Source organism: Streptomyces sp. NPDC026522 (assembly GCF_055567555.1).
Window position 1 is genome coordinate 88,859 of record NZ_JBVHQF010000004.1, and the last position, 24,138, is coordinate 112,996.

Annotated in this window: 23 protein-coding genes, 4 tRNA genes and 2 pseudogenes; 14 read left to right on the forward strand and 15 right to left on the reverse strand. The window is 67.7% G+C overall.

Annotated elements, in window-relative coordinates:
* Nucleotides 1-44: 44 nt before the first annotated feature.
* From ACZ4M3_RS11825 to ACZ4M3_RS11845, 5 genes and pseudogenes are all read right to left on the reverse strand, one after another.
* Entirely contained in the window at nt 45-458 is a 414-nt protein-coding gene (locus ACZ4M3_RS11825; RefSeq protein ID WP_467731498.1) for an SHOCT domain-containing protein, read from the reverse strand.
* A 191-nt stretch (nt 459-649) separates the two neighbouring features.
* Nucleotides 650-1,933: a cation:proton antiporter gene (locus tag ACZ4M3_RS11830; protein ID WP_467731500.1), complete on the reverse strand. Its 1,284-nt coding sequence runs from the start codon at nt 1,931-1,933 to the stop codon at nt 650-652.
* Nucleotides 1,934-2,370: 437 nt separating this feature from the next.
* Nucleotides 2,371-4,104, reverse strand: coding sequence for a glycosyltransferase family 4 protein (locus ACZ4M3_RS11835; RefSeq protein WP_467731502.1), 1,734 nt, complete (start codon nt 4,102-4,104; stop codon nt 2,371-2,373).
* 67 nt (nt 4,105-4,171) lie between these two features.
* Nucleotides 4,172-5,353 (reverse strand): hypothetical protein, encoded by a 1,182-nt coding sequence (locus ACZ4M3_RS11840; RefSeq protein WP_467731504.1) that lies wholly within the window; start codon nt 5,351-5,353, stop codon nt 4,172-4,174.
* A 214-nt stretch (nt 5,354-5,567) separates the two neighbouring features.
* Nucleotides 5,568-5,782: pseudogene (locus tag ACZ4M3_RS11845) on the reverse strand (hypothetical protein); the annotation flags it as partial.
* A 146-nt stretch (nt 5,783-5,928) separates the two neighbouring features.
* On the opposite strand from ACZ4M3_RS11845, the gene ACZ4M3_RS11850 reads away from it, so the two are divergent.
* The 3 genes from ACZ4M3_RS11850 to ACZ4M3_RS11860 all read left to right on the forward strand — a co-directional run bounded on the left by ACZ4M3_RS11850 (nt 5,929) and on the right by ACZ4M3_RS11860 (nt 7,205).
* Nucleotides 5,929-6,183 (forward strand): hypothetical protein, encoded by a 255-nt coding sequence (locus tag ACZ4M3_RS11850; RefSeq protein WP_467731506.1) that lies wholly within the window; start codon nt 5,929-5,931, stop codon nt 6,181-6,183.
* 204 nt (nt 6,184-6,387) lie between these two features.
* Complete coding sequence (locus ACZ4M3_RS11855) at nt 6,388-6,627, forward strand: hypothetical protein (protein ID WP_467731508.1); 240 nt, start codon at nt 6,388-6,390, stop codon at nt 6,625-6,627.
* A 14-nt stretch (nt 6,628-6,641) separates the two neighbouring features.
* Nucleotides 6,642-7,205, forward strand: a complete 564-nt coding sequence (locus tag ACZ4M3_RS11860) for a DUF6233 domain-containing protein (protein WP_467731509.1) — start codon at nt 6,642-6,644, stop codon at nt 7,203-7,205.
* 434 nt (nt 7,206-7,639) lie between these two features.
* On the opposite strand, the gene ACZ4M3_RS11865 is transcribed toward ACZ4M3_RS11860, so the two are convergent.
* Nucleotides 7,640-7,725 (reverse strand) — tRNA-Ser (locus ACZ4M3_RS11865).
* 282 nt (nt 7,726-8,007) lie between these two features.
* Between ACZ4M3_RS11865 and ACZ4M3_RS11870 the strand changes: the two genes are divergently transcribed.
* The 7 genes from ACZ4M3_RS11870 (at nt 8,008) to ACZ4M3_RS11900 (ending at nt 14,302) form a co-directional block, all read left to right on the forward strand.
* Complete coding sequence (locus ACZ4M3_RS11870) at nt 8,008-8,349, forward strand: Pepco domain-containing protein (protein ID WP_467731511.1); 342 nt, start codon at nt 8,008-8,010, stop codon at nt 8,347-8,349.
* Nucleotides 8,350-8,354: 5 nt separating this feature from the next.
* Nucleotides 8,355-10,772 (forward strand): caspase family protein, encoded by a 2,418-nt coding sequence (locus ACZ4M3_RS11875; protein WP_467731513.1) that lies wholly within the window; start codon nt 8,355-8,357, stop codon nt 10,770-10,772.
* Between the two features lie 130 nt (nt 10,773-10,902).
* On the forward strand, nt 10,903-12,132 hold the full coding sequence (locus ACZ4M3_RS11880; RefSeq protein WP_467731515.1) for a helix-turn-helix domain-containing protein: 1,230 nt from the start codon (nt 10,903-10,905) through the stop codon (nt 12,130-12,132).
* A 197-nt stretch (nt 12,133-12,329) separates the two neighbouring features.
* On the forward strand, nt 12,330-12,629 hold the full coding sequence (locus ACZ4M3_RS11885) for a hypothetical protein (protein WP_239515950.1): 300 nt from the start codon (nt 12,330-12,332) through the stop codon (nt 12,627-12,629).
* Entirely contained in the window at nt 12,626-12,817 is a 192-nt protein-coding gene (locus ACZ4M3_RS11890) for a hypothetical protein (protein ID WP_467731517.1), read from the forward strand. Before ACZ4M3_RS11885 ends, ACZ4M3_RS11890 begins: the two co-directional genes overlap by 4 nt.
* Nucleotides 12,818-12,951: 134 nt before the next feature.
* Complete coding sequence (locus tag ACZ4M3_RS11895; protein ID WP_112446312.1) at nt 12,952-13,413, forward strand: glycine-rich domain-containing protein; 462 nt, start codon at nt 12,952-12,954, stop codon at nt 13,411-13,413.
* A gap of 85 nt (nt 13,414-13,498) precedes the next feature.
* Entirely contained in the window at nt 13,499-14,302 is an 804-nt protein-coding gene (locus ACZ4M3_RS11900; protein WP_467731519.1) for a phosphotransferase, read from the forward strand.
* 599 nt (nt 14,303-14,901) lie between these two features.
* Here the strand turns inward: ACZ4M3_RS11900 and ACZ4M3_RS11905 are convergent.
* From ACZ4M3_RS11905 to ACZ4M3_RS11930, 6 genes are all read right to left on the reverse strand, one after another.
* Nucleotides 14,902-15,816, reverse strand: a complete 915-nt coding sequence (locus ACZ4M3_RS11905; protein ID WP_467731521.1) for a hypothetical protein — start codon at nt 15,814-15,816, stop codon at nt 14,902-14,904.
* 284 nt (nt 15,817-16,100) lie between these two features.
* Nucleotides 16,101-16,424 carry a hypothetical protein gene (locus ACZ4M3_RS11910; protein ID WP_467731523.1) on the reverse strand — a complete coding sequence of 108 codons (324 nt, stop codon included), beginning with the start codon at nt 16,422-16,424 and terminating at the stop codon, nt 16,101-16,103.
* Nucleotides 16,424-16,783 carry a hypothetical protein gene (locus ACZ4M3_RS11915; RefSeq protein WP_162688419.1) on the reverse strand — a complete coding sequence of 120 codons (360 nt, stop codon included), beginning with the start codon at nt 16,781-16,783 and terminating at the stop codon, nt 16,424-16,426. Before ACZ4M3_RS11915 ends, ACZ4M3_RS11910 begins: the two co-directional genes overlap by 1 nt.
* A 263-nt stretch (nt 16,784-17,046) precedes the next feature.
* Nucleotides 17,047-18,144, reverse strand: a complete 1,098-nt coding sequence (locus ACZ4M3_RS11920) for an AAA family ATPase (protein WP_467731526.1) — start codon at nt 18,142-18,144, stop codon at nt 17,047-17,049.
* Nucleotides 18,141-19,034: a bifunctional DNA primase/polymerase gene (locus tag ACZ4M3_RS11925; protein WP_467731528.1), complete on the reverse strand. Its 894-nt coding sequence runs from the start codon at nt 19,032-19,034 to the stop codon at nt 18,141-18,143. The genes ACZ4M3_RS11920 and ACZ4M3_RS11925 overlap by 4 nt, the downstream gene beginning before the upstream one ends.
* 199 nt (nt 19,035-19,233) lie before the next feature.
* A complete protein-coding gene (locus tag ACZ4M3_RS11930; RefSeq protein WP_467731530.1) occupies nt 19,234-19,431 on the reverse strand; it encodes a hypothetical protein in 198 nt (65 codons plus the stop codon).
* A gap of 106 nt (nt 19,432-19,537) precedes the next feature.
* Between ACZ4M3_RS11930 and ACZ4M3_RS11935 the strand changes: the two genes are divergently transcribed.
* On the forward strand, nt 19,538-20,290 hold the full coding sequence (locus tag ACZ4M3_RS11935; RefSeq protein WP_467731532.1) for a helix-turn-helix domain-containing protein: 753 nt from the start codon (nt 19,538-19,540) through the stop codon (nt 20,288-20,290).
* A gap of 8 nt (nt 20,291-20,298) precedes the next feature.
* Nucleotides 20,299-21,444, forward strand: a pseudogene (locus ACZ4M3_RS11940) (site-specific integrase); the annotation flags it as partial.
* Nucleotides 21,445-21,704: 260 nt separating this feature from the next.
* Here the strand turns inward: ACZ4M3_RS11940 and ACZ4M3_RS11945 are convergent.
* The 3 genes from ACZ4M3_RS11945 to ACZ4M3_RS11955 all read right to left on the reverse strand — a co-directional run bounded on the left by ACZ4M3_RS11945 (nt 21,705) and on the right by ACZ4M3_RS11955 (nt 22,104).
* Nucleotides 21,705-21,778, reverse strand: a tRNA-Ile gene (locus ACZ4M3_RS11945).
* 175 nt (nt 21,779-21,953) lie between these two features.
* Nucleotides 21,954-22,026, reverse strand: a tRNA-Asn gene (locus tag ACZ4M3_RS11950).
* Between the two features lie 5 nt (nt 22,027-22,031).
* A tRNA-Asn gene (locus ACZ4M3_RS11955) sits at nt 22,032-22,104 on the reverse strand.
* A 145-nt stretch (nt 22,105-22,249) separates the two neighbouring features.
* Between ACZ4M3_RS11955 and ACZ4M3_RS11960 the strand changes: the two genes are divergently transcribed.
* A complete protein-coding gene (locus ACZ4M3_RS11960; protein WP_467731534.1) occupies nt 22,250-22,549 on the forward strand; it encodes a YtxH domain-containing protein in 300 nt (99 codons plus the stop codon).
* A gap of 103 nt (nt 22,550-22,652) precedes the next feature.
* Nucleotides 22,653-24,116 carry an FGGY family carbohydrate kinase gene (locus ACZ4M3_RS11965; protein WP_467731536.1) on the forward strand — a complete coding sequence of 488 codons (1,464 nt, stop codon included), beginning with the start codon at nt 22,653-22,655 and terminating at the stop codon, nt 24,114-24,116.
* Nucleotides 24,117-24,138: the final 22 nt, after the last annotated feature.

The window sequence follows — 24,138 nt, forward strand, 5'->3', positions numbered from 1 at the left end:
TGCTGCCGGCTGCCTGCTGCCGGCTGCCGGCTGCCGGGATCCGCTTATCCGGCCAGTACCTTCGCCTTGGCCTGCTCGAACTCGGCGGCCGTGATGTCGCCCCGGTTCTTGAGCTCGGCGAGCCGGGCGAGTTCCTCCGCCTGGCTGCCGGTGCCGGCGCTCTGCTTGACGTAGGTGCGGAAGTCCTCCTCGGCGCGCTGGGCCCGCGCAAGTTCCCGTTCGCCCATGCCGCGCCCGCGGGCGATCAGGTACACGAACACGCCCAGGAAGGGCAGCAGGATGACGAAGACGGTCCACCCCGCCTTGCCCCAGCCGCCCAGCCCGTCGTCACGGAAGATGTCGCCGATGATGCGGAAGAGCAACATGAACCAGAGGACCCAGAGGAAGATCATCATCATGGTCCAGAACATGTTCAGCAGCGGGTAGTCCACCGCCAGGTTCACCAACGACTCGTTCATGGCCCGTCTCCTACTCTGCCGTGGGCACAGACATCGACCGCGGCGTCAGGCCGCTTGACGGACGACGGTCGGCGGCACCCGGGTCCCGGCCACCTGGCCGAGGATGTCGCCGACCGGACCTGACGGCAGTTTCATGGTCAACCCATCCCGTGGTGATCGCCACGCGGGCGACCCTGGGCCCCCGAGGACGGTCAGTGCGGCGCGGCGTCGGACGCGAGGGCGTTCTCGCGCAGGTCAGGCGTGCCGCGGAGGGTCCTGGTGAACCATTGCCCGTACCGGTTTCCCAGGAAGGGGGCGGAGGCCCCGTGGAGCAGGACGCTCAGGCCCACGGTCACGGCGACGGCGTCACCCAGCAGGGTCCCCCCTGGCAGGTGTTCCTCGAAGGCGAGCAGGCCGAACACCAGGGAGGCCAGGCCACGGGGGCCGAACCAGCCGATGTAGGCCACCGAGGCGGGGCGCAGACCGGTGCCGAGCAGCGCGAGGGCGACCGGCAGCATCCGGACGACGGTCAGGCTGAGCAGGGCGTACACGACCACACGCCAGGTCAGGTGTTCGAGTGTGGGCCCCAGGATGACGGCGCCGAAGACGAGGAAGCTGAGCGAGGCGAGCAGCAGGCCGAGGCCCTCGGTGAACCTGGTGCGCCGCGCGGGATCCCGTTCCCGGGCCGGGACGCTCCCGTCGTCGGGCGCCCTGCGCAGGTGCACTCCGAAGGCCAGGCCGGCGGCCCAGGCGCCGATGAAGCCGCTGCCCTCGCCGATGACGCACAGCCCGTACGCGATGAGCGGAACGGCGAGCGCGACGAACTGCCGCCAGTCGGAGCTGCTCCACCCGCGGGAGAGCGACCAGCGCAGCAGCCGCGCCCCGGCCCAGCCGGCCGCGATCCCGATCGCGCCGCTCAGCAGGAGGGCGCGCAGGAACGTCTCGGCGGCGCCCGGCCGGCCGTGGCCCTCCCCCGCCGCCGCCAGTGCCAGCACGAAGAACGGGAGCGCCAAGCCGTCGTTCAGCCCGGATTCGACGGTCAGCCCGCCGCGGACCAGCGCCGGCACCCGTTCGTCGGCGACGGCCTGGTGCCCGAGCGCGGCGTCGGTCGGCGCCAGGACGATGCCGAGCAGGACCAGCTCCCACCCGCTCAGGCCGGGCAGCAGCGGCCAGGCCGCCAGCCACCCGAGGGCCATCGTCAGCGGCAGGCCCACCGCGAGCAGCCGCAGCGGCAGGAACTCCTCCCGACGCAGGTCCCGGTCCCGGATCCCGGACGCGTCCGTGAACAGTACGAGTACCAGCGCACTCTCCAACAGGGCCCGCGTGACCTCGGGATCCCGCGCCCGGTCCAGCAGGTCCAGGCCCAGCGGACCGATGCCCAGCCCGCACAGCATGAACACCAGCGGTCCCGAGATCACCGTGGTCGACAGCCGCCGCGACACCACCCCGTAGCCGGCGACCACAGTCCCGGCGATCACGACGGCCCAGCCGCTCATCCGCACTCCTCACCCGGGACACCGCCGACGCAGCGACGCTACGTCCCGCCCCGGCGCACGGCAGGAACCCCACTCCGCCCCCGCCTCTCCCCCACCCCGGCCGGCCTACCCGGCCGCACGCGTCGGACGTTCCAGGAGGGGCAACCGACTGACGCCCCGGCACGAGTGCCCGCCGAGTCGCCCGTTGACGTGCCGTGACGATCCTCAGGCGGCCGCCCGCGCCGCCTCAAGCCGGAACACCCCGCCAGCTCCGGCCGTTTCCGCCCGCGCCACCCGCGCCATGGCGTTCGGCGTCTGCACAGTCGCTGTGCCCTGGCCGGGCTGAGCGGTTCCCGTGCCGTCGCTCGCAGTCGGGCAGCTCGCCGCCGCCATGAGTCCACGAGCGCCTGATCCTGGCGGACAGGCCAGCAACTGACCTGTCCGCCGAGGCCGTCAGGTCATCTTTCGACTCCCCCGCCACGGGGCTCCGGCAGACTGGGTGGCGGCTGGTGCCCGGTCCCGGACCGTCCCGGACCGCTCTCTGCCGCACTGCGCCCCGGGGAAGCGGTACCGCGCTGACTTCCGGCGCCGGGCTTGTTCTGGGTGAAGCCCGTCTGCCAGACGGGTGCCGAGCTTTCCGGACCAGCGGCAGGGCGGGGGCTAGCGGCCGACGGCTGGTTCTGGGTGAAGCCCGTCTGCCAGACGGGTGCCGGGCTTTCCGGACCAGCGGCAGGGCGGGGGCTAGCGGCCCCGGATCGGCCCTGGGTGAAGCCCGCCTGCCACACCGGCACCGGTTTCTCGGGCGCCGGAACGTCCTGCCCCGGCGCGTCCCGCTGCGCACCGGCCGCGGGCACCGCTTGCTCCGGCGTCTGTGGCACCCGTTCCGGCGCCTCGGGCCGGAGCAACTGCCCGTTCGGCCCCTGGACCGTGCGGGCCGCGTCCCGTTCCTGCGCCGTGAGCAGTGACCGGGGGTCCCGCCGGGTCAGCGGCGTCTGGCTCATCGCCGCCTCGACCGTGGCCTCCGCAGCGTGGTCCCAGGTGTACTCCCGCAGGGTCTCCCGCAGGTGCAGCGCGCCGGCCTGGCGCTGCGGCAGTTCCTGCTTCAGCCGATTGATCGCCTTGGCCCAGGCGTCTGCACGGCTGCTGCCGTCGGTCGGCTCGGCCACCACGCACGGTCCGCCGATCTCCGGCGGAACCCGATCGGGATCCTGGAGGAACCGAGCGGCGCCGCTCTCCTCATTCACCAGTGCGGGAACACCGTGAGCCAGCCCCTCGGGCGCCACCATGCCGAAACCCTCGTGCTTCGAGGGCATGATCACTGCGTGAGAGCCCCTGATGTCCTCGTTGAGCTCGTCCACGCTGCTGGTACGGGGCTTGACGGTGACGTTTCCTCCGGTGAGCCTGCGGAGATTCACCAACTGCGCCTGCATCTGTTCCACGGGGATGCCACGGACGGTGAGGTGGACGGAGGTGCCGGCTTCGTTCAGCAACCTCACTGCCTCCGCGGCGTCCGCCACGCCCTTGAGGGGGTCATCCACCCGCCCCATGACCAAGAGGTTCAACCTCTCGGGCGCGGGGTCGTGCTGCACCGGATCGTGAACCCTGCTGCCCGGTATGACTTCGTGGGAATGCGGAACGTTCACGCCCTGCGCGGAGAGCTCCCTGCTCACTTCCGACAGGAGTGGACCGACTCCGGCCACGACGTCCGCACGCCCCATCGCGGCACGCTCGACCGAAGAGTCCCTGACCGCCTTGTATTCGGCCTCCTCGGGCGCGAGGCCCTTCACATGGGGAAGCCGTTCGGCGCTCGTGTGCAGGAAGTGCACCACGCGCGCATCGCGATACCAGTTTTCGCGCAACTCGGCAGCGGCCGGTCCGGAGAAGCGCGAGTGCGCGACGATGATGTCGTACGGCTTGCTTGCCGGATCCTCCAGCCCGTACTGCCTCGGTTCCTGGCCGGCGAGATACTTGATCCAGTCCCGGCGCTCCATTCCCTTCGGCGCGCCTTCCACCCCCGGCCCGGGATCGAGTACGGGCGGCTGTGTCGTCACCACCTTCTGGATGCCCTGGTGCTGGGGCATCCCAGGGTTGGCGGTGAACAGCGTGACGTTGTGCCGACGGGCGAGAGCCTCGGACAGCTCCTGGTTGAATACCTCCACACCCCCCTCGCCCCGGCCGCTGTTGTCCGACACGACGAGAATGTTGTACCTCGGCTCTGACACCGATCCCCCGTATTCCTCAGCCATCATCTGTCCCGTGTCAGAAGCCGACGGTTTCCCGCAACTCGCGGCCGATTCCCGATGTGATGAATTCCGTCAGGTCGTAAGCGGAGAAGTGCACGGTGCCGGACTCCGCCCCCGGGTGGATCCTCGCGGCGTACTCGTCCAGGATCTCCGCCAGGATTCCCGCCCGGACGGCAGAGATGGCGACGTTCTCCAGCTCTCCCTTCTCGCGGTAGAAACGGCGCTGGCCGGCCCGCGGAGCACTCGGCTTCAGCCCGGAAACCACGCTCTGCTTGAGGTTGTTGGCCTCGGCTTCGATCAACGTGGGAACGGGCCGGCCCTCCGGCCAGTCCACCCCCGAGACGTCGTGTACGCGCGGATCGATCAGCTCGTGCTCCTCCCGCCAGAACACACCCGACCTCCCGGCCAGAAGATCCTGAAGGTCCCGAGCGGCGTTCGCCGCAGCAGGACGCACCGAGAAATCTCCCGATTCGCGGATGTCCTTCAGGGTGGGCATGTTCTCCGATGCGTGCCAGGCCGCCCGGGCCAGTGCGTCGTACCGCGTCTGCAAATCGTCCACATCGGACGGCCGGTGGGACATGCGCGCCACGTTGACCGCACCGGCAGGGTGCGGAGTCGGCACGCTCGCCCCCAACGCCTCCCGCAGTCCGTCGGCCGCCTCGTGCGCCAGCCGGCTGAGCTCTGCCGTATCTCCGGTGATGGTCACCGGAGGCCGCCCCGGCGCCAGCCGGTAGGCCAAGTCCCGGAGCGGGCTGGTCAGCGCCAGCATGTGGTTCTCCGGAACGACCACCGCCCGCCCCGGTACCAGGTAGTCGTCCGGATACGGCTCCATCCGCGGCTCGTGGGGGCCGAGATCCTCGGCCATCCGGGCCTTCCACTCCGCGACCGCCTCAGGAAACGTGACCGGTCGGTCGATCGGGCCCGCGGCCCGACGGGAGATCAAATGACGTGCCGGATCCGACGGTTCGCCTGCCTGCGGCTCCAGCCCCTGCTCGGAGACGCGCAGCGCCGCCTCCAGCTCCCGCCACGCCTGCCGACGGTCCTCTGGCCAGCCGCCTCCCGGGCTGTCCAGCCGCCACACCCGGTTCTCTTGTACCCACATCATCCTCGACGCCGCCGAATACACGGCGTCGTATGCGTCGGCAAGATTCATCTGGCCGCTCATCCGGCTCCCTTCACGACTGATCAACTCACCCACGTTCTCACATCGTTCCGCTCACGACCCGGTCCGCACTCACTGACCGGTTTCCGGCCCCGCCCCGTGGTGGGAGCCGGGACGGACCTCGGCTGTCGGGGCCCGGCCAACGAGTCCCCCGACCAGGTCAGCCCGTGCCGGAGGACCGAACGACGACGCGGCGCCCGCTCCAGTGATGTGCCGGGTGGAGCCGCGTGAAGTCGCCGATGCGCGCGGGCCGGTCGGCCGGCCGCCACGGCGCGATCCCCTCGGACACCCGCAGCGCCACCCCGCAGGTCTCCGGCATCAGCGCCTGGTCCGGCTGCAGCGCGAACGGGACCGCGTCCTCCAGCCGCAGGCCCTCCGGGAAGCGGACCGGGTGCGAGCTGCCCAGGACCCCCAGCCGAGCCGGGAGGCCCCCGGCGCGTCGGAGCGGATGATCAGCAGCCCGCTGACAGTGATCGATGTCCCGTGTCACCGCAGTTCGAGGACGTGCCACCGAAGGCTGATCAACGGGAGTTCGTGATACCGAAGTCTGAGCGCCGCCGCTGTGTGCTGGTCACAGGTGACGGCCATACGGTCTGGTCGTTACCCAGGCCATGAAGATCATTTCCCGCATCCTTGCCGTGGCGGCTGTGAGCGTTGCCCTGCTGTCGGCCACCGCGCCGGCGTTCGCCGACACCGACATCCTCAACCTCGTCAACGCCAAGCGCATCCCGGTGTCCGTTCTCTCGGAGGGCGATACCAGCGCGGACAACATCCAGGTCACCAGCGTCGAACGGACCGGCGTCGGCAGCGACGACGGCCAGAACAACGGCTTCGTAGTCGAAACCGCGGAGAGGAACATCAACTAGCCGCGACGCGGTCGCGAAACTGCGTCCTGGCCACCGCCGTGCGCGGCGGTGGCCAGAACCGTCCGGCTGCGCCAGGCATCGTTGCCCAGACTTCGACGGCACGCGCTCAAACTCCGGTGGCACAGGACACCCGCACAGACGTGCCCCACGCGAGGGGGCCGATCCGACTTGCACATAAAATCGAACAGATGGCCTAATACGGCTATGGCGCGACCGCCCTTCCCACCCGGCCTCGTACAGGCCCAGGTCCGGGCCATCCGGGCCTACGATGCCCTGGCACAGCAGCCTGCGAGCGCACCCACCGCCTTGCTGCGGCACGAGCTCGTCGAGGCGCTCCGCAGTCTGTACGGCCACCCGTTTTGGGCCACGCCCGGCACGTCCCCGACGGGCATAGTCGAGCTCCGCCGCCAGGCCCGCGCCCGCCTGTGGGTGCCGGCCGCGTAAGGAGGCGATTCGCCGTGGCAGCCCCTCGTCCGGGAACCGAACCGCCGACCCCCCGGAACGACCAGCCCGTCCACTTCACCCCGCCCCCGGTGCAGATCCTGCTCCCCCAAGGCGAGGTCACGGGGTTGCTGTGGGAACGGCGACAGTTGCCCGGCGGATGGATCTACCTCGTCTCCTTCGACCTGTGGGTCTGCGACGAGGACGGTGCCATGAGTACGGCGTCGACCCGCATGTGGGTGGACGCCCCCGGCCACGCCCGGCCCAGCGACGGCGTCGACCCGACCGCGTACACGGCCGTGCCCGCCCAGCCCTTGCCGACACCGGACTCCGTGGAACGGCAGCTCGGCCCCAGGCGGCCTCCCGGCTGGGTCGTGGAGCCCCTGCGCCGTCGCGGCCCCGACCGTGCCGTCATCCACGCTGTCGACTGCCCCGACGCTCCGGCTGGCCGACCGGCTCTGACCTGGCAGCAGGCTCTTGACCACGCTGAGCGGCCGGGCACCCGCCTGTGCGCACCATGCGGCGCCGCCCACGAACTGGAGCCCCTGCTGAAGGGCTTCGACAGCATCGGCGACGGCTGAGCGTCAGAAGCTGTTTCACATCCCCTTTTCGCAGGTCCCGGATATGAAAGGAGGCCGCGATCCTGTTTGCCGTTCGGGTGGGCGTCGATGGTCGCTGTCCCGAACAGCGGTACCGCTTTGACCTTCAGACGGTTGTGAGGGTGGCCGGGGCGCCGCGATCTGGCGGCGGGACGTGTGGCAGCCATGTCGCTCGTTGCGGTGAGTTTGCCGCATGCCGGCCCACTGTCGCCGTGGTTGCTAACGGGCGCCCGCAAGGCTTCCGTCAGCGCCGGGTCACGTCTGTCCCCGCGTCGCTGCCGCCGCGTCCCCGCAGCGTCCCCGCAAGCGCCCTTGGAACGCGAAAAGCGGCCCCGGAGGGCCGCCTGGATCACCGAAGTGACTCACGTCGCCAGCAAAGATGCTGGTCAGATCGTTTCTGCACACCTGGTGCGCAGTGGGGCGGGTGGGACTCGAACCCACGGCCGACGGATTATGAGTCCGGTAGAAGACGATCCGCAGGGTCTCGCCAAGTGATCGTCCCTGTCGATCAGGCCGCTCACAGGCACACACCGGTTCAGCGGGGACCGCCTGATGCCGCCGGGCTACACAGCGTGCGTTCCCATCTCGTTCCCAGCACATGAGGCTGCTCGGCGCTCGCACCTGGGTCCCTGCCGCGTAACAAAGGGACCCCGCGGAGCTTCCCCCTGGGGGTGTGGCCGGGCCACACCCCCAGATGCGCCTTCCTCATCTTCGCCCCAAACCGCAGCAGCAGGACTAAAGTTGCTGGACTAGTTGCGCATCAGGGACACACTTGGGGGTCCGCATGAACGGGGTTGTCGAACCGACCGGAGAGCCGGCGCTGCCTATCTGGGTTGCCACTGACGAAGGCGAGGCACTCCAAGACAACGACACCATGGGACTGTTCAGCCGTGACGGAGACGCCGTTCTCCGTTCTGTACCGCTTGGGCCGCTGCGCTCCAACTTGGTCGCAACCGTCGAGGCACTTCAGCAGGTGTTCGCTGACGTCGCGGCCCAAACCGGAACCCTTCAGCTGGCCGAAGCCCAGCTAACGTTCCAAGTTACCGCATCTGGCGGCGTTCAACTGATCGGAACTGGTCAGGTTCAAAGTGGTCGCGGCCTCACTCTGACTTTCAAGCGCCCATAGCGTCGATGGCACGACACAAGGCCCTACTGATCGGCGCCAGCGAGTACGACGACCCCGCAATCCAGTCATTGCCCTTCATCCCAGCAGATCTGCACCAACTTGAGAAGTCCCTCAAAGATAGAGGCTTCCATCTGGTGACAGTGGCAAAGTCACGTCGAGGGATCACTCCAAATTTCGTGGACAGACAGGTCAGCGATTTTCTCTGGAGCGCCCAGCCTGGCGATTCCTTGCTAATCATGCTGAGCGGACATGGACTGCATTACGCCGGAGCAGATTACCTGGTACCCGAGGATGCACATCTAAACGCGAGCTCCATCGACAAGAGCTGCATCAAAATTGACTGGTCGAGCCAGCTCGAGAATTCACCCGCCAGTCAAGTTGCATTTCTGATAGATGCTTGCCGAGAGGGCGTGGAGAGCGACTCCATGACACCGGCGTCGCGGATTAGGCAGTGGAGCCACCGAAAGGTTCAGGCATCACTACGCCGCAAGGTTGCCTATATCTACGGGTGCTCGCGAGGCCAATACTCCCTCTTTGTACGCAACGCGGATAATGACCTCTCCGACGCACACGACGCAAGCACGGAATGGAGCTCGTTCAGTCTTTTCTCGCGCGCAGTTCGCGATGCAGTGATTGATGACAGTGTCATCAATTTGAATGACTTTGAGAGGAAAATTCAGGATAGGGTCAGCGAGCTCCACAGAGACCATCGGAAGCCGCAGACGCCTCAGAGAATCCACGTAGTATCGGACGTAGATAAGCACAACTTCATTGTTCTACCTTTGCCCCCAGGGCAGGCGGACTCGACACGCATAGTTATCGAGTCCACGGGCCCTCACCAATCGATCTCGCAAACCATGGGCCTCACGGGAGGATCCGGGAAGGAAAACAGGGGCCGCATCACTGACATTCTTAAGTATGCGGCAAACATGTACGCCGCCCAACTCGGTACGCCAGAGGCAGAGTCGGCGGTTGATTACCTAAAAGGGTGCGGCTTCGACAACAAATCGATCACCTCTATAAGGGGGATCGGTTTTAGCTTTCCACGCTGGAACCATCTAGTTAAGGGACTCGCGTCGCGAGGGTACACAACGGAGGAGATACTCGCTTCCGGTCTGGCCATCGCAGGGAAGAACGGTCTATACGACCGATTCCGCGGTCGGTTGATGTGGCCTATTAGAAACTACGGCGGTGAGGTGATTGGCTTCTCAGCCAGGAGTCTAAATAGCGACCACGATGGCCCAGCAATCATCACGGGACCTGACACCTCAGTCTACAAGAGGAAGGAGGCTCTATACGGAATTGAGGTCGCCAAGTATGAGATCGCGCGGGCTGATCGCGTGACAATCGTGCCTGGATGCGAGAGCGTGCTGGCTTGCCATCTGGCCGGGATTACAGACGCCGTTTCTACCTGCGGGACGACTGCCTTGGGTTCAGATCACATCAAACTCCTGAAGTCCATACTGACGCATAATTCCACAGTAAGAATACTTCTCGACCGCGATTCAATCGACGGCGGGGATGCGGAAGTAAGGCGAATATTTAACCTCGATCCAGAGTTCGCCATTCGGTGCGTAATTGGTTACGAGCATTCTTCTCAGGGAGAGCTCTGGGGGATCGTCGCCGCCCAAGGCCAACAGGCGATAGAGGAACTTTTCAGCTCCGGGACCGATTTAATCACCGTGCTACTTCGCGGCATTCTCGACGAGCGCAGCCAAGGGGGAAGTGAGAAGGAAAAGGAAAGGGCGCTACAAGAGGCGATCGAACTCGTTGCCAAAATCCCTCTCTTGTCCCTGATGCACGAAGCTGGAATCAGCTTGGCGGATAGTCTCAAACTCCCGCATTCTGATGTGCTAACCAGGGTGCGCCTTGCGCGAAAGTCAGGTAGCGGACCTCGCCCTCCGGTCAGCCTGAGCAGGCGTCAAGCCACTGAGAATCACATCGCGTCACTCAACCTCAAGAGCCCTGCCCATCGAACCGAGCGCGAGGTCCTAAAGATTGCTCTTCAATTTCCAGCCCTCGTCACACCGACATTCAGCTCGTTCGAGCCTTCCGAGTTCACGGCTCTACCGTACTCGATAATTCATTCATGTATTCAGCGCGCCGGTGGGACCGAACAGGAGGGGCCAGGGTACAAGTCGTCGATACTCGCGGCCGCAGCGAACGACACGGTTCGCGCCTTGATCAATGAACTGATCGAGGAGGAAATACACGCGAGAGTCGTGAATTCCGAATATGCAGGGTCACAGCTAGTCGCCCTCAGAATCCGTTCAGCTTCTCGCCGTATGGAATCTCTCTACGGAAAACTAGCAGAAGTTTCAAATGAGCCTTATACAACTGAGACGGAGGCCGTCCAGACTGAGCTTTGGACCCTTCAACAGTACGTCTTGGGCCTGAAGAAGAGAGGATCTGCTGCTCTGTGACTGGTGTCTCGGGACAGTAGGTGAGTGAGGCCACTGACCGCCCTTCTGTTGCCCAACCTCGGTACCGTGCTACGTAAGCGTTCCAGAACCGACCCGCGCATCGGCTCACTCGTACAGGGGGACTAATCCAATGTTGGAGGAGGCCGAGGAGATCGGTCGTCGTGTCCGGCGGGCACGGCTGCGGCTTGGGATGCCGCAGGCAGACCTCGCCGCCTCACTGGGCAAGACCCAGGGTTGGGTGTCGAAGATGGAACGCGGCCTGATCGAGCTGGACCGGGTCGGGCTGCTCAACCTCGTCGCCGCCGAGCTGCACGTGCATCCCAATGACCTGATCGGCCGGCCGTACGCGAGCAGCCCCGCCGAGAATCAGTGGCAGGTCTCAGCCGCATCCATCCTGCGCGAGCTGCGCCGCTACGACCTCGCGCCGGTCTTCGACGGCGCCCCGCGCGCGTCCGGTGAGCTGTGGCGGGACATGACCCGCCTGCACCGCCTGCGAGATGCGGCGGCCAACACGGCGATCCTCGCCACCCTCCCCGACCTCCTCCGCGAGGCCCGCGCCCTGGCCGAGGCCGCGAACGGCCACGAGCGCGAGGAAGCGTTCGCGATCTACGCCGTGGCGTGCAAGTTCGCCCACACCGCCGCGCACGCCCTCGGGCACCCCGAACTCGTCGCCATGGCGGCCGAGCGCGCCGCATGGGCGGCCCGCCTCTCGGCCGACCCCGTCATGCCCGCCCTCGCCGACTGGATGCGCGTCTGGGACATGTGGGCCACAGCCGATTGGGACGACTCGCTCACCTTGTCCGACAAGGCCATCGCCAGCGTGCAGCGCGAGTACGAGCTCGGCGAGCCGCTGGCCCTGCGAATGTGGGGCACGCTCCACCTGCGCGCCGCCGTCGCCGCGGCCCGCGCCGGCCGACCGGCTGAGGCCGACGAGCGGATCAACCACGCCCGCGACGCCGCCCGCCGGATGGCAGGCCACCACAACCCACCGATCTACGACCGGCATTCGGTCACCTTCTCCCCCGGCAACGTGCAGATCCACGCCATCAGCGTCGCCCTGGAGACCGGCGAGCAGACCAAGGCGCTCGCCATAAACCGTCGCACCGCCCCCGAGCTCGTCGCGGCCCTTCCCAACTCCCGCCAGGGCCACCACCACATGGACCTCGCCCGCGCGTGGCTGTGGGACGGCAACCGCGACCGCGCGCTCGCCGAGCTGGAGACCGCGGAGCGGATCGCCCCCCAGCTCGTCCGGAACCATCCGATCGCCCGGTCGACCCTCCGCGGCATCGTCTACGCCGAGCGGATCGCCACCCGCGAGAAGCTGCGCCGCATGTCGGACCGCTTCCACCTGGACGGATGAGGGCGGTATTCCTCCGATTCATATTGGGCCCCTGACGCGCCCCTAACTTCTGAGTCATGACAGGACGACCAACACCCCATATCCCTTCACAGGGTATCGCGTTAGGGACGGCCGGACCGTTCTACCCACGACTCGGCGACCTCGCCCGCGACACCGCCAAGGAAGGGCGAATCGGCGTCATCGTGACGCTGCCCAGAGTGGGCGCCAGTACCTACCACCTGCGTCCGCCGGGCGGTGGCGACGAGTGGTCGGCGCCGGCAGACGGAACTACCCTGCGCCCCGTCCCGGCGCAGGCCACGTACGTGACCCCGATGCGGCGCGACGCCGTGTACGACCACCGGGCCCAGCAGAGCGCGCTGCCGGTCCTGGTCCACTACGACGACGGCGGTACGGCCGAGTCCCTGCTCGTCCTCACCCCGGACCAGGTCGAGTTGTACGCGATCCAGTTCGAGCGACTCATCTCCCAGCGCGAGCAGGCACAAGAGAACGCAGCATGACCGCGCGCCATGCTGCGCAGCGCGGGACCGCATCCGGCGATCCGGTGGGCCGCTTCCTGAGCTGGATATGGGTGCTGGGCACCGCCGCAGGATTCGCTGCGCTCGCCACCGTGACCACCGCTGAGCTCGGGCACCGCGACGCACTGTCGGCCATGGCCATCCCCGACGCCGGATTCCCGGCGCTCTGATCTCCCCGCCCGCTCGGATGACCCGACAAGACCCGGGCGGGCGGGGCACGCCTCGGTAGGCACCGTCCCCAGTCGCGCCGGCCGAGGCGCTTCACAGCACGTCCCATGCACCACTGACCAAGGAGGCAAGGACCGTGACCGTAATCCAGGAGCGTCCCGCGACCGACGCGCGGAATCTGATCGGCGCCAAGCTGCGCGCGACGCTCGTGTCCAACATGCAGGCCAAGTTCCCCGAGCTGACCGATGACAAGGCCGACCGCGGCGTCGGGCAGATGATCGCCTTCCTCGCGGCGGGCGCGTACAGCGACACCCCGCTCAGCCCGTCGCCGCTCGTCGATGACTTCTGGCACGCCTTCCTGCTGCACACGCAGGCGTACCAGGACTTCTGCTCGGGGACGATCGGCAAGTTCGTCCACCACCAGCCCGGGTTCCTCGACAAGGAGGAACACGGCGGCGGCAAGGCCCTGCGCGCCCGGACGGTCGACGCGATCGTCGCGTCCGGCTTCGTGATCGACATGGAGTTCTGGCCCGAGCTGGACCTCGCCGACTGCTCGCAGTGCCACGCCAACTGCCACAACAGCCCCAAGTACGCCTGACGTACCGCCTGCGGCCGGTCCTCGGCTTGTGCCACTCTGTGGCCGAGCCGGGGACCGGCTTCCGTTCTGCACGAGGAGTAAGCGGGTGGACCGCACCGCATGGCTTGAACTCCCACCCGAGGCCCGTAGCGCCGTCGAGGCCTACACCGGCCCCGTCGAGCACGCCGAGACCGCAGAGACCGGCGTCATGGCCCGCCTCGCCTGCACCCTGCACACCGCCGCCGGGCCCGTTTTCGTCAAGGGCACCCGCAGCGATGAGCCCACAGCGTGGATGTACGACTACGAAGCGTGCGTGACCCAAGTCGCACCACTCGCCCCCCGCGTGCTCTGGCAGGTGGACGCCGGCGGGTGGCTGCTCACCGGGTACGAGTACCTCGTCGGCCCGCACCCGGACCTCAGCCCCGGCTCACCCGACCTCGAACCCTTCCTCGACGCGCTCGCCGTCATGTCCGAGACACCGTGGCCCGAGCAGGTACGCAAGAAGCCGCTACATGCCCGCTGGGCGGGCTTCTTCCCGTCGAACCGCTCCCTCGACCTCGAAGGCCAAACCCTCGTTCACTCCGACGTGTCGCCGCTGAACATGCTCGCCACTGGGGACGGAATCCGCGTACTGGACTGGGCTCTTGCGTGTCCGGGGCCGGCGTGGGCCGACACCGCGTTCGCCATCCCCAGGTTGGTCCATGCTGGCCACACCGCTGAACAAGCGGAAGTCCTCGCCCGATCGGTGCCCGCCTACCGAACCGCCAGCCCCTCAGCTGTGAGCACGTTCGCGCACACTATGTGCGCAGTATGGGAAGGGCGCGCGAAGTCGGACCCTGCGCCGCACCGCGCACCGCTGATTTCCGCCGCTCGCACTTGGTGCATGCAACGGGCGCTCGCCACTACATAGAACGGCTCCGTCGACACCCCACCCCTGGCTCAGGGTTGCCGCTCTGGTGGAATTTCCACGACTTCGACCCTAGATCCCGGGTCCGATTTTCTGCGTCATAGTCAGACACGTCGATCAGTAATCTGAATAGCCACACGAGGCGGAGGGATCTATAAACCCCTAGAAAAATCAGCCCTTCCACCAACCACCCGGGCCAGCCAATATTGTCCCCGGTGTCACTAAACATGACACCAAGGCAGCCGCCTGCCACCGATAGCATTGAGGTGAGGAGACCAACCCAGTTTCTTCGAAGGTGCGCACCGTATGTTTGCCGCAGGAAGGCCATGCGACTTCCCGAGCTCGTGGCATATTGACTGATTGCAGCGGTACCAAATCCGCCCACAATTGCCGCCACCGATGAGACCGTGGCATAAATATCCATGCGGTGGTCTGACGAGTGTTGGGCGAGAATGTGCCGACCCGCCCATACGCCCAACGCAGACGTTGACAGGGTCGCCAGGAGCCAATCCAACGATGGATGATGGCTCCACAGATTATAAAGACGATCCCACAACGCCCGCACGGCACCCATGGCGAACCCCCTTCAGCCGCGCATGACACTAGTGCATGGCACTGACAGCCGACCTGAGCTCGCCATCGTGCTCGGTAGCAACCTGGAGCACTGCCTGCACGGCCGCCTCATACCATGGAGCGGCCGCAGAGCCGCGGGGAACACTCACGACTTTCTGTGCAGTGATGTGGTCACTCACGAAATTGATCTTATCTTCTTCTACACTTCCATCCGCGGCCGACAGCATTACGTCTGCCACCGCTCGGTCAATAGCACCGTGCGGCCCCACAAGGCTCCCGAAATCAGAAAGGAATTCCCGAACGCTTGCGTGCAAACGTCGCTCCCCTCGCGCCCTCGCCGAAGACCGAGAGAGCCCCCGACCCTTGGGGATCTTGATCGTGAGAGTAATCAGCGCATCTGGATTCTGCTTGTGCGCATGCCTGGCGAAACTCCCCAGCCCTTCGACGGCACCGGGGAACATATCGCGACTAGGGCGCAGGCGCATTTCGAAAAAGTTGATCGCCTCAGCCCTCTTCAATTTCTCCCAGGCATTCTGACCGACCAATGGGACGATCGCAAGATCTTCGCCAATCCCGGAGTTTACCGAATTCAGCCACCGTTGGAGAGCAGTCGGGCGGGGAGCTGACGCACTCCCCTGGAGCACTCCGATCACGTTGCCATAGGGCAAGAAACAGATGATCGTCGTATCAACGACACTCCGGTTTCCGTCGAGCCGCAGGGAATCGATCCGCTGGCGATCCCAGTCGATTTGCTGAAGGTCGCCATCCCGGAGTCGCGCTAAGACGAGATGCCTGGTGCCGGACAACTCGATGGGCTCTCCAACGTAGATGTCATCGCCGTGGGCCATCTGGCGACCCTGCACAGGGCGATCACTGAGGTTCTTCAAGACCAGCGGCCAGTCAAGTCGATCAAACCGAAGCTGCCCTGCCTCCTTCGCGCGCACGATCTCATAGAACGCAACCGTCTTCTTACGCTCTCCACCCAACGCGCGCCCCCACACGAACGGTCAGCATGTAGCACGAGCTACACATTATTGGTCGTAAGTATGGATGTGAGGCGGGCGTGTTGGAGGCCGTTCTCACAATCGCCCACTGATAGGGGGTTGCGCTCAGCACTTCGAGCGAGCACCTGGTGCCGCCCGTCGCCGACGGATTTGGTATCCGCTACCGGCATCATCAGCGCAGGTCGCGAGGGGGTTGGGAACGCGCTGGGAACGGTCGAGGGCGTTCATTCGCCGATCTCCCGAACTGCCTCCTTGGCAAGCGCTACGACCGTACGGCCGAGCATCGACGTCTCTGAGCCCTCTGCCACGCGAGCGAGCAGCCGTATCTCGCGTTTCAACGTCAGTCGGGGCGGTCCCGGCGACCGCTCGTCATCTTCCTGGTCCCCGTCGACGGGGAAGCCGAACAGCTCGGCGAGCGCGTCCATGACGGTGAGCACGGGCAGAGCGGCGGTGGTGCCGTCTTCGAGGGTGAGCTGCCACATGCTGTCCCGGGACGCGTCTTCGAGGCGGGCGAGGCGGTCGGCGAGCTTGTTCTTCCTACGGGCCATCAGCGCGCGTCACCCCCGGCTGCTTCGAGGGCGGCGAGGCGCTGTTCGAGGTCGAGGGACTCGCGCAGGGCGAGGACGGCGTCGAGCAACACACGGGCAGCCTGCACGCGGGCCTGCCCCTTCTCGTTGTCGAGCGCATCGACGAGGGTGGCCACGGCCTTGGTCGAGGCGGCGGCGAGCTGCCCGACTGCGAGCTGTAGCAGCTCGGTTCGAGTCGCCGTTACCTGTCGACCGAACCCGGGGTCCTCCATCCAACGGCGGATGGTGCGGCCGGAGACGCCGGCCTCGCGGGCGGCCTGCTCGGCCGTGTTGCCGCGGGCCAGGGCGACCACAGCGGCGGGGCGATTCTTACTGGTCATCTCGGGGTCCTTCTCTCCTCACGCGCGCGTGAGGACGTAATGAGGCGTGGGTGGGCGTTCCCAGCGACGGCAGGGAGACCGGAGGAGGCGACATCCGGGCATCTGGTGATCGGGGAGACGCTGAGCGTGTCCCGAGGGTGAGTGCGGGCCGCGAGTGTGGCCCGTTTGACCGTGTCCCCTATAGGGACACTGGGACACGGTCATACGGTCGGGGCCACCGTGGCCGGGGAAGCGGTCGGCCACGGTGGGACACGGTCGTACGGTCAGTCGGTGGAATCGGTAAACGGGCGCTTCGACTCGTGAAGCTGCGCGTTTCGGGCGCCGGGCGTGACGCTCACGTACCCCTCGTCGACGAGCAGGGCGAGCGCCCGGCGTACGGCATCCTGCTTGCCGGACACACGGTCGAGGACACCGCGCACGCTGAGCGGCTCCCTCGCGGTAGCGAGAACGTCTGACACCCGCTTCATGAGCGCCGTCGGCCGGAACGGCCCATCACGCTGCACGGGCGCCGGCAGGCTCACGAGCGCCGAGCCGTCGAGTTGGAACTCGACGATGAAGTCGGCGAACCAGTGCAACGCGCCGTTGCTGCCTGGCAGCGCGTTCTTGCGGACCTGTCCGGGACGGTCCTTGGCAACGCGTACGCGGGATTTGCCCGTCTGTCCGGGGGCAAGGGGTGTGATGTTCTCCAGTACGAAGGCGCACCCGTTGAGTCCGGAGAGCTTGTGCTGTGAGCCGGTCGCCCAGCGGCCCCGGTTCTCACGGTCCTTGTTGACGTGGTCGAGCAGCAGCACGGCCGGGCCTTGCTCGGCGAGCCATCGGGGCAGGATGCGCCAGAAGCCAGCGACGTCGGTGTCGTCCTTCGGCTTGAGGCCGAAGAGGCCCATCGCTTCGGTGACGCCGTCGATGACGGCGAAGGTGGTCGGACTGGTGAGGTAGGGGGCCAGAGCAGCGCGGCCGGCGTCGCCGAGCGGCCCGTCGGGGCGGAAGTAGTGGAAGCGTTCGGCGATGGCGGCGGACGGGGCTCCGAGGGCGAGCAGGCGCGAGACGATGCCGCCTTCCTCGTCCTCGAAGTCGAGGTACATCACAGCATTGCCGAGGGCGAGTTCCGCGGTCGCAACGGTGAGCGCGAGCCATGTCTTCATGGCTTCGGGTTCGGCGAAGATGCTGTGCAGGCGACCGGGGTAGAAGAGACCGGCGCCGTCGTCACGGCGGCCGATGGTCGGCTGCGGCGCGCTGTGGGTGCCGTCAAGCACGGGGCCGAGGTCGACGCGCTGCCATGTGGTGCGGTCGGTCATGGCGGCCTCGCTCGGTTGGGCCGGGACGGCAGCGAGAATGCGCTCACGCGCGGTCGGGGCGGTCATACGGCGGCCCCTCGCGGGTGGTGCATTCCCGAGCGCAGGCCCGAGGTGATGGTCTTCTCCGTTTCCGTCGGGCCGAGGCCGTTGGCTGCTGCCGCGGCGAGCAGCTCGTCCACGATCTCGGCGGGGGTGAGGTCACCGCGGCCGGCGAGCGTGCCGAGCTTGAACGCGGCCCGGTGCAGGGTGTCGTTCCGGGTTCCGGGGGCGGCCGTGCGGACGGCGTCGCCCTCGGCGCGCAGTGCGGCGGCGGCGTACCCCGGGCGGGTGGTGCGCGGCGGGGTCAGCGGCAGCACTACCGCGTGCACTGGCTCGGGCGTCGCCGGGGCGGCGAGCTCGCCGAGCCAATCGGGCAAGGCGAGGACCTCGGCGTCGAGGCCGGTCAGCCATCGGTACGGGGCGCCGTTCGCGGTTGAGGGCGGGGCGACGACGTACCCTCCGACCGCACGTACGTCAATCTTCCACCCGAGGCGGCCGGCGCTGTTGCGGATCTCGCCGTCGACCGGCGCCCGGTAGTAGAGGTGCTGGCCGCCCGATGCGGTGCGAACCGCCGGGGTGGTGCCGAACGGCCACCGAGCCCCGTGGCGGGCATGCAGCTCGGCGAGAACGTCGGCGCCGTCGGTGATCCCGGGCAGGGTCCACTCGTCGGGCGGGGTGTCGCCCTTGGCCGTGTCGAGGTCGACCACGACGAGACCGGAGGGACCGCAGGCGATGCCGACGCCATACGGCCCGTGCGACCACGCCCGTACGATCGCGTCCCTCTCGGTCGTGGCCCGCTGCTGCCACTCCTTCACGGCGGGTCGCTTGTCGTCGGGGCGGAGGGGAAATACGTGCATGCCGTGGCTGGCGAGGTCGAGCACCTGCTCGACCCGCCGTGCGGTGTCGGTCTCGTTCATCGGGTGGCCCCGGACCGGCGTCCGGTGGGCAGGTACGGCAACGAGCGACGCGCGCGCTCAGTAGCCTGGGACATGAAGCTTCCTTACTGGCGGCGCAAGGTGGTGAGAGACCTCGCGCTCGCCGTGACTGTTCAGAGCTGGGCAGTGCTGAGGGGCTTCGGGGCCTCGGCTCGGTGTTAGCGCACCGGCCGGGGCCCGTCTAATCCGGCTGAACGCCGAGGAGTTCGAGCAGTTCGGCCGTGACCACGCGGTAGGCGCTGCCCAGGCGCAGCGTCCGTACGGGCATCTCGCCGCGCTGGGCCAGTTGGTAGACCTTGCTCCGCCCCAGACCGAGTGCGCGACCTGCTGTTACAAGGTCGACCGCGGGCGGGAGAGCCAAGAGATCCGATCGGGTCATGCTGGGCTGTGTCACTGAGTCACTACCTCTTCAGTTTTGGTGACAGGTGAGCACAGAATGCACTTCGATGCTGGACAGTGTCAATCAACTTGAATACTGTGCTTCCATGACACAAGAAGAATGGCCTGCTCGACTGGCCCGCACGATGGCGACTGAGGTCCGGCGCTTCCGCCAGGTCCGCGGAATGAGCGCGCAGCAGCTCGCAGACCGCTGCGCCGAACTCGGCATGCCCATCGCGCGATCCGTGCTGGCCAACTTCGAGAGCGGTCGGCGACCGACCCTCTCCGTTGCCGAACTCTTGGTCATCGCGCAGGCCCTGCGTGTACCACCGGCCGCCCTCGTCTTCCCTGTGGGCTATCAAGCAAGGGTTGAAGTGCTGCCTGGCCGAAAGATCGACACGTTTCAGGCCACCCAGTGGTTCGGCGGCGAGGGTCTGGAACACACTCACCCCGAGGCCGAGCGCGCAACCGAGGAAGAGCGGGAGCTCTTCCACAGCGCGCCCGTCGGTGCGGACCTGGTCCGCGAGCACGAGCGGTTGGTGCGTGCTCTCGTATCGCACCAACTGCGGACCGACGAAAAGATCAAGCGAGCCGCCCAGCTGGACCACGACTTCGACTCCGAACTTCGCGGCGCCCTGCTCCAAGTAGCCGACGCGATGACGGACACCACGTACCGGACGGCGGAAGAGGTGGAGGGGATCAGGACCGAGATCCGCACCTTGGGCATGGAGCCCCCCGCCCTCCCGTACTACCTGGCTCCCTACTTTCAGGAGGAGATCGACCCACCCCGCACAGCCGAGGAGCTCTTCGCCATGGCCGATCGTCCAACCGACCCAGAACCCCCCAAGGAGGCAGATTGAAAGGCCACGTGTTCAAGCGGTGCCAGTGCATCGCCCAGTACGACGCCAAGGGCCGGCGTAAGAACTGCAAGAAGGCCCACGGTTCCTGGTACTACGCCGCCGACACCGGGATCGAGAAGGACGGCAAGCGGCAACAGCTCAAGAAGGGCGGGTTCGCTACGGCCGACGAGGCCGAGCGCGAGCTGAGCACGGTCCTCGCCCGGATCAGTGAGGGCAGCTACACCCACGACGACGGGCAGACCGTCGAGCAGTGGCTCAAGAAGTGGATGGAGCTCAAGGAGCGGGCGGGCCGGCGCCCGACGACGGTCCGCTCGTACCGGCACCACATCGACGACTACCTCGTGCCGCACCTCGGCCGCATACGCCTGCGCGACCTGCGGCCCTCGCACGTCGACAAGCTGCTCGCCGAGGTCAACGACGGGAAGCGGAAGACAGCGACCGTTCGCCGGATTCACGCGACGCTGCGCAGCGCCCTGACGACCGCGGTAAAGCAGCAGCTCATCACCTTCAACATGGCGAAGAACGTCGAGCTGCCGACCTCTCAGCGCCCCAAGGTCATCCCGTGGGAGCCGGCCGAGCTCGGCGCCTTCCTCGACCACATCGGCACGCACCGCCTCGGCGCCCTCTTCGAGGTGATCGCTGGAACGGGCCTGCGACGCGGTGAGGCGTGCGGGCTCCGATGGGACGACGTCGACTTCGCCCGGCGGGTGATCGTCGTGCGGCAGCAGATCGTGCAGGTGTCCGGGCTCAAGAAGCGGGACATGCCGCCCGTGGCGTGTCCGTACTGCGAAAGGGGACACATCGGTCTGATGTTCTCCCGGCCAAAGACGACGAGCGGCGAGGATCGGATCATCGACCTCGACGAGCTGACCGTCGGTGCGCTCCTGAGTCACAAGCTGCGGCAGGAGGAGGAGCGCCGCAAGTGGAAGTCTGCGTACCGGGACCACGGGCTCGTGTTCGCCCATGACGACGGCGACGCCCTGCGCCCGGATCACGTCTCCAAGCTCTTCGGTGCCCTGATCGACGCCGTCAGGTTCGAGGACGACGCGCACCTGCCCGACGGGGAGCGCCGACGGCTGCGACGGGTGCGGCTGCACGACCTCCGGCACGGGCAGGCTTCGCTGATGCTCGCCGCCGGGGTCGACATGGCGATCGTGTCGAAGCGCCTCGGGCACTCCACGGTGACGATCACCACGGACCTGTACTCGCACCTACTCGGTGGAGTCGGGCGGGACGCGGCCGAGAAGGCGGCGGCGCTCGTGCCGCGCCGGCGTCGCGATGAGGGCCAGCCGGGGGACTCTGGTTCCCAGGTGATTCCCAGCCAAAGGCTTGAGCTCGGCTCGCCTGATGGCACGACAGACCCCGGAAACGCCAAAGCCGCAGGTGAGATCGTTTCTTCACCTGCGGCTCGCAGTGGGGCGGGTGGGACTCGAACCCACGGCCGACGGATTATGAGTCCGCTGCTCTAACCGGCTGAGCTACCGCCCCTCTACGGCGTGGCGCGTACATGTGTGCGCGCCGTCTGCCGCAGCATAGCCGCTCATACGATCTGCTGCCTCGCATGATCGGCTTCGCCTGCCCAGGAAGACCGTGCCGAGCGCTGCCCGGTTCCGGTTCGGGGCAAAAAAGAAGAGGACCCACCCTGGGGCCCTCGTCTTCCGTGCTCCCCCGACTGGACTCGAACCAGTAACCTGCCGGTTAACAGCCGGCTGCTCTGCCAATTGAGCTACAGGGGATCGCGCTCCCCCGACTGGACTCGAACCAGTAACCTGCCGGTTAACAGCCGGCTGCTCTGCCAATTGAGCTACAGGGGATTGCTGCGGTGCGCCGAACAGCCCACCTCCGGCCTTGCCGAAGGGCGAGCGCCCGGTGCGAGTCATAGATTAGCGCAAGCAGGGGGGTGCTCCGCCAATCGGTATCGGCAGTGGGCCGGGCACCACACGACGAAGGGTGGCAAGCATGCGGTACAAGGTCACGTTCGTGATCGGACTGGCCGTCGGGTACGTGCTCGGGACCCGGGCCGGGCGCGAGCGGTACGAGCAGTTGAAGAAGTCAGCGCGCCAGGTCGCGCAGACCCCGGCGGTGCGCAACGCCGCCGAGACCGCCGGGCAGGCCGGGCGCGCCTACACGGGCAAGGCGTTCGCCGTGGTCGGGAACAAGGTCGGCCACGCCCTGCCCGACTCCCTGACCGACCGGGTACGGACGCTGCGCGGCCGGGGCTCCGGCGGCGAGGACGAGTGGGGTACGAGCAACACCTGACGGCGTTGGTGACGCCGCGGGCCCCGGAACTTTCCGGGGCCCGCGGCGGTTGCGTGCCTACTCGGCGGTCAGGACCGGCCCGCGGTGCGGCAGAATTCTCCGCATGGGGATAGTCGCCGGGCTGGACAGCTCTTCCGCCTTCACTCGCATCGTCGTCTGCGACACCGACACGGGGGCCGTGCTGCGCCAGGGCTACGCGCCCCACCCGCAGCCGACCGGCGAAGCCGCCGGGTCGAGCCCCCACGAGACCGACCCGCAGGCGTGGCTGCTCTCGCTCGGGGAGGCGGCCGGCAACGGACTCCTCGAAGGGGTCCAGGCCATCGGCGTCTCCGCGCAGCAGCACGGCCTGCTCCCGCTCGACGCGCAGGGCGGCCTGGTCCGTCCGGCGCTGGTCGGCAACGACAAGCGGGGCCAGGTCGCGGCGGCCGACCTGATCGAGGCCCTCGGCGGTCGGCAGGCCTGGGCGGAGGCCGTCGGTTCGGTCCCGCACGCGGCGCAGCCGCTGGCCAAGCTCGCCTGGCTGGCCCGGACCGAGCCGGAGGCGGCCCGGCGGGTGGCCGTACTGATGTCCCCGCACGACTGGCTCGTCTGGCAGTTGCTGGGCCGGCCCGCGCGGCGCACCACCGACCGGGGCGGCGCCTCCGGCACCGGCTACTGGTCGCCGGCCGCCGGCTCCTACCGCCCCGACCTGGTCGAGCTGGCGCTCGGGCACCAGGCGTTGCTGCCCGAGGTGCTCGGTCCGGCCGACGCCGCCGGGACCACCCCCGAGGGGCTGCTGATCTCGGCCGGGACCGGGGAGACCATGGCCGCCGCGCTCGGACTGGGCCTGGTCCCGGGTGACGCGGTGGTCTCGCTGGGCGCCTCGGGGTCGGTGATGGCCGTGCACCACCAGGCGGTCTTCGATCCGGGCGGCCTGATCACCTCGCTCGCCGACGCCAGCGGCATGCACCTGCCGGTGGTGAACACCTCCAACGCCGTACGGGCCCTGCGCGGCACCGCAGAGCTGCTGGGCACCGACCTGGAGGGGCTGAGCGCGCTCGCGCTCAAGTCGACGCCGGGCGCGCACGGCCTCGTACTCCTGCCGTACCTGGAAGGGGAGCGGACGCCCAACCTGCCGCTCGCCGCGGGGACCCTGGCGGGCCTGCGCCGGGACTCGATGAAACCCGAACACCTGGCGCGGGCCGCGTTCGAGGGCATGCTGTGCGGGCTGGTCGACGCCCTGGACGTGCTGCGGCACCGGGGGGTGGAGATCCGCCGGGTGTTCCTGCTGGGGGCGGCGGCCGGGCTGCCCGCCGTACAGGCCGCCGCGCCGGGGTTGTTCGGTACCCAGGTCGTCGTCCCGGCCCCGGCCGACTACGCCGCGCTGGGCTCCGCGCGCCAGGCGGCGTGGGCGCTCGGTGTGGCGCAGGGCACGCTGGCACCGCACACCCCGCCGGTGTGGCCGGCCCCGGCCGGCCAGACCTTCGAGCCGGGCGAGGAGTTCCCGGCGTGGCAGGCGGTGCGCCAGCAGTACGTGGCGACGCGCGAGCAGATCCACCCGGGGGCCTTCCAGGGCGCCCCGGCGTAGGACCACCGCCGGGAGACCTACT

Coding starts and splice junctions, on each gene's coding strand:
- ACZ4M3_RS11825 (WP_467731498.1), bottom strand. CDS start 458: ATGAACGAGTCGTTGGTGAACCTGGCGGTGGACTACCCGCTGCTGAAC.
- ACZ4M3_RS11830 (WP_467731500.1), bottom strand. CDS start 1,933: ATGAGCGGCTGGGCCGTCGTGATCGCCGGGACTGTGGTCGCCGGCTAC.
- ACZ4M3_RS11850 (WP_467731506.1), top strand. CDS start 5,929: ATGAAGATCATTTCCCGCATCCTTGCCGTGGCGGCTGTGAGCGTTGCC.
- ACZ4M3_RS11855 (WP_467731508.1), top strand. CDS start 6,388: ATGGCGCGACCGCCCTTCCCACCCGGCCTCGTACAGGCCCAGGTCCGG.
- ACZ4M3_RS11870 (WP_467731511.1), top strand. CDS start 8,008: ATGAACGGGGTTGTCGAACCGACCGGAGAGCCGGCGCTGCCTATCTGG.
- ACZ4M3_RS11875 (WP_467731513.1), top strand. CDS start 8,355: ATGGCACGACACAAGGCCCTACTGATCGGCGCCAGCGAGTACGACGAC.
- ACZ4M3_RS11880 (WP_467731515.1), top strand. CDS start 10,903: ATGTTGGAGGAGGCCGAGGAGATCGGTCGTCGTGTCCGGCGGGCACGG.
- ACZ4M3_RS11890 (WP_467731517.1), top strand. CDS start 12,626: ATGACCGCGCGCCATGCTGCGCAGCGCGGGACCGCATCCGGCGATCCG.
- ACZ4M3_RS11910 (WP_467731523.1), bottom strand. CDS start 16,424: ATGGCCCGTAGGAAGAACAAGCTCGCCGACCGCCTCGCCCGCCTCGAA.
- ACZ4M3_RS11915 (WP_162688419.1), bottom strand. CDS start 16,783: ATGACCAGTAAGAATCGCCCCGCCGCTGTGGTCGCCCTGGCCCGCGGC.
- ACZ4M3_RS11920 (WP_467731526.1), bottom strand. CDS start 18,144: ATGACCGCCCCGACCGCGCGTGAGCGCATTCTCGCTGCCGTCCCGGCC.
- ACZ4M3_RS11925 (WP_467731528.1), bottom strand. CDS start 19,034: ATGAACGAGACCGACACCGCACGGCGGGTCGAGCAGGTGCTCGACCTC.
- ACZ4M3_RS11930 (WP_467731530.1), bottom strand. CDS start 19,431: ATGACCCGATCGGATCTCTTGGCTCTCCCGCCCGCGGTCGACCTTGTA.
- ACZ4M3_RS11935 (WP_467731532.1), top strand. CDS start 19,538: ATGACACAAGAAGAATGGCCTGCTCGACTGGCCCGCACGATGGCGACT.
- ACZ4M3_RS11960 (WP_467731534.1), top strand. CDS start 22,250: ATGCGGTACAAGGTCACGTTCGTGATCGGACTGGCCGTCGGGTACGTG.
- ACZ4M3_RS11965 (WP_467731536.1), top strand. CDS start 22,653: ATGGGGATAGTCGCCGGGCTGGACAGCTCTTCCGCCTTCACTCGCATC.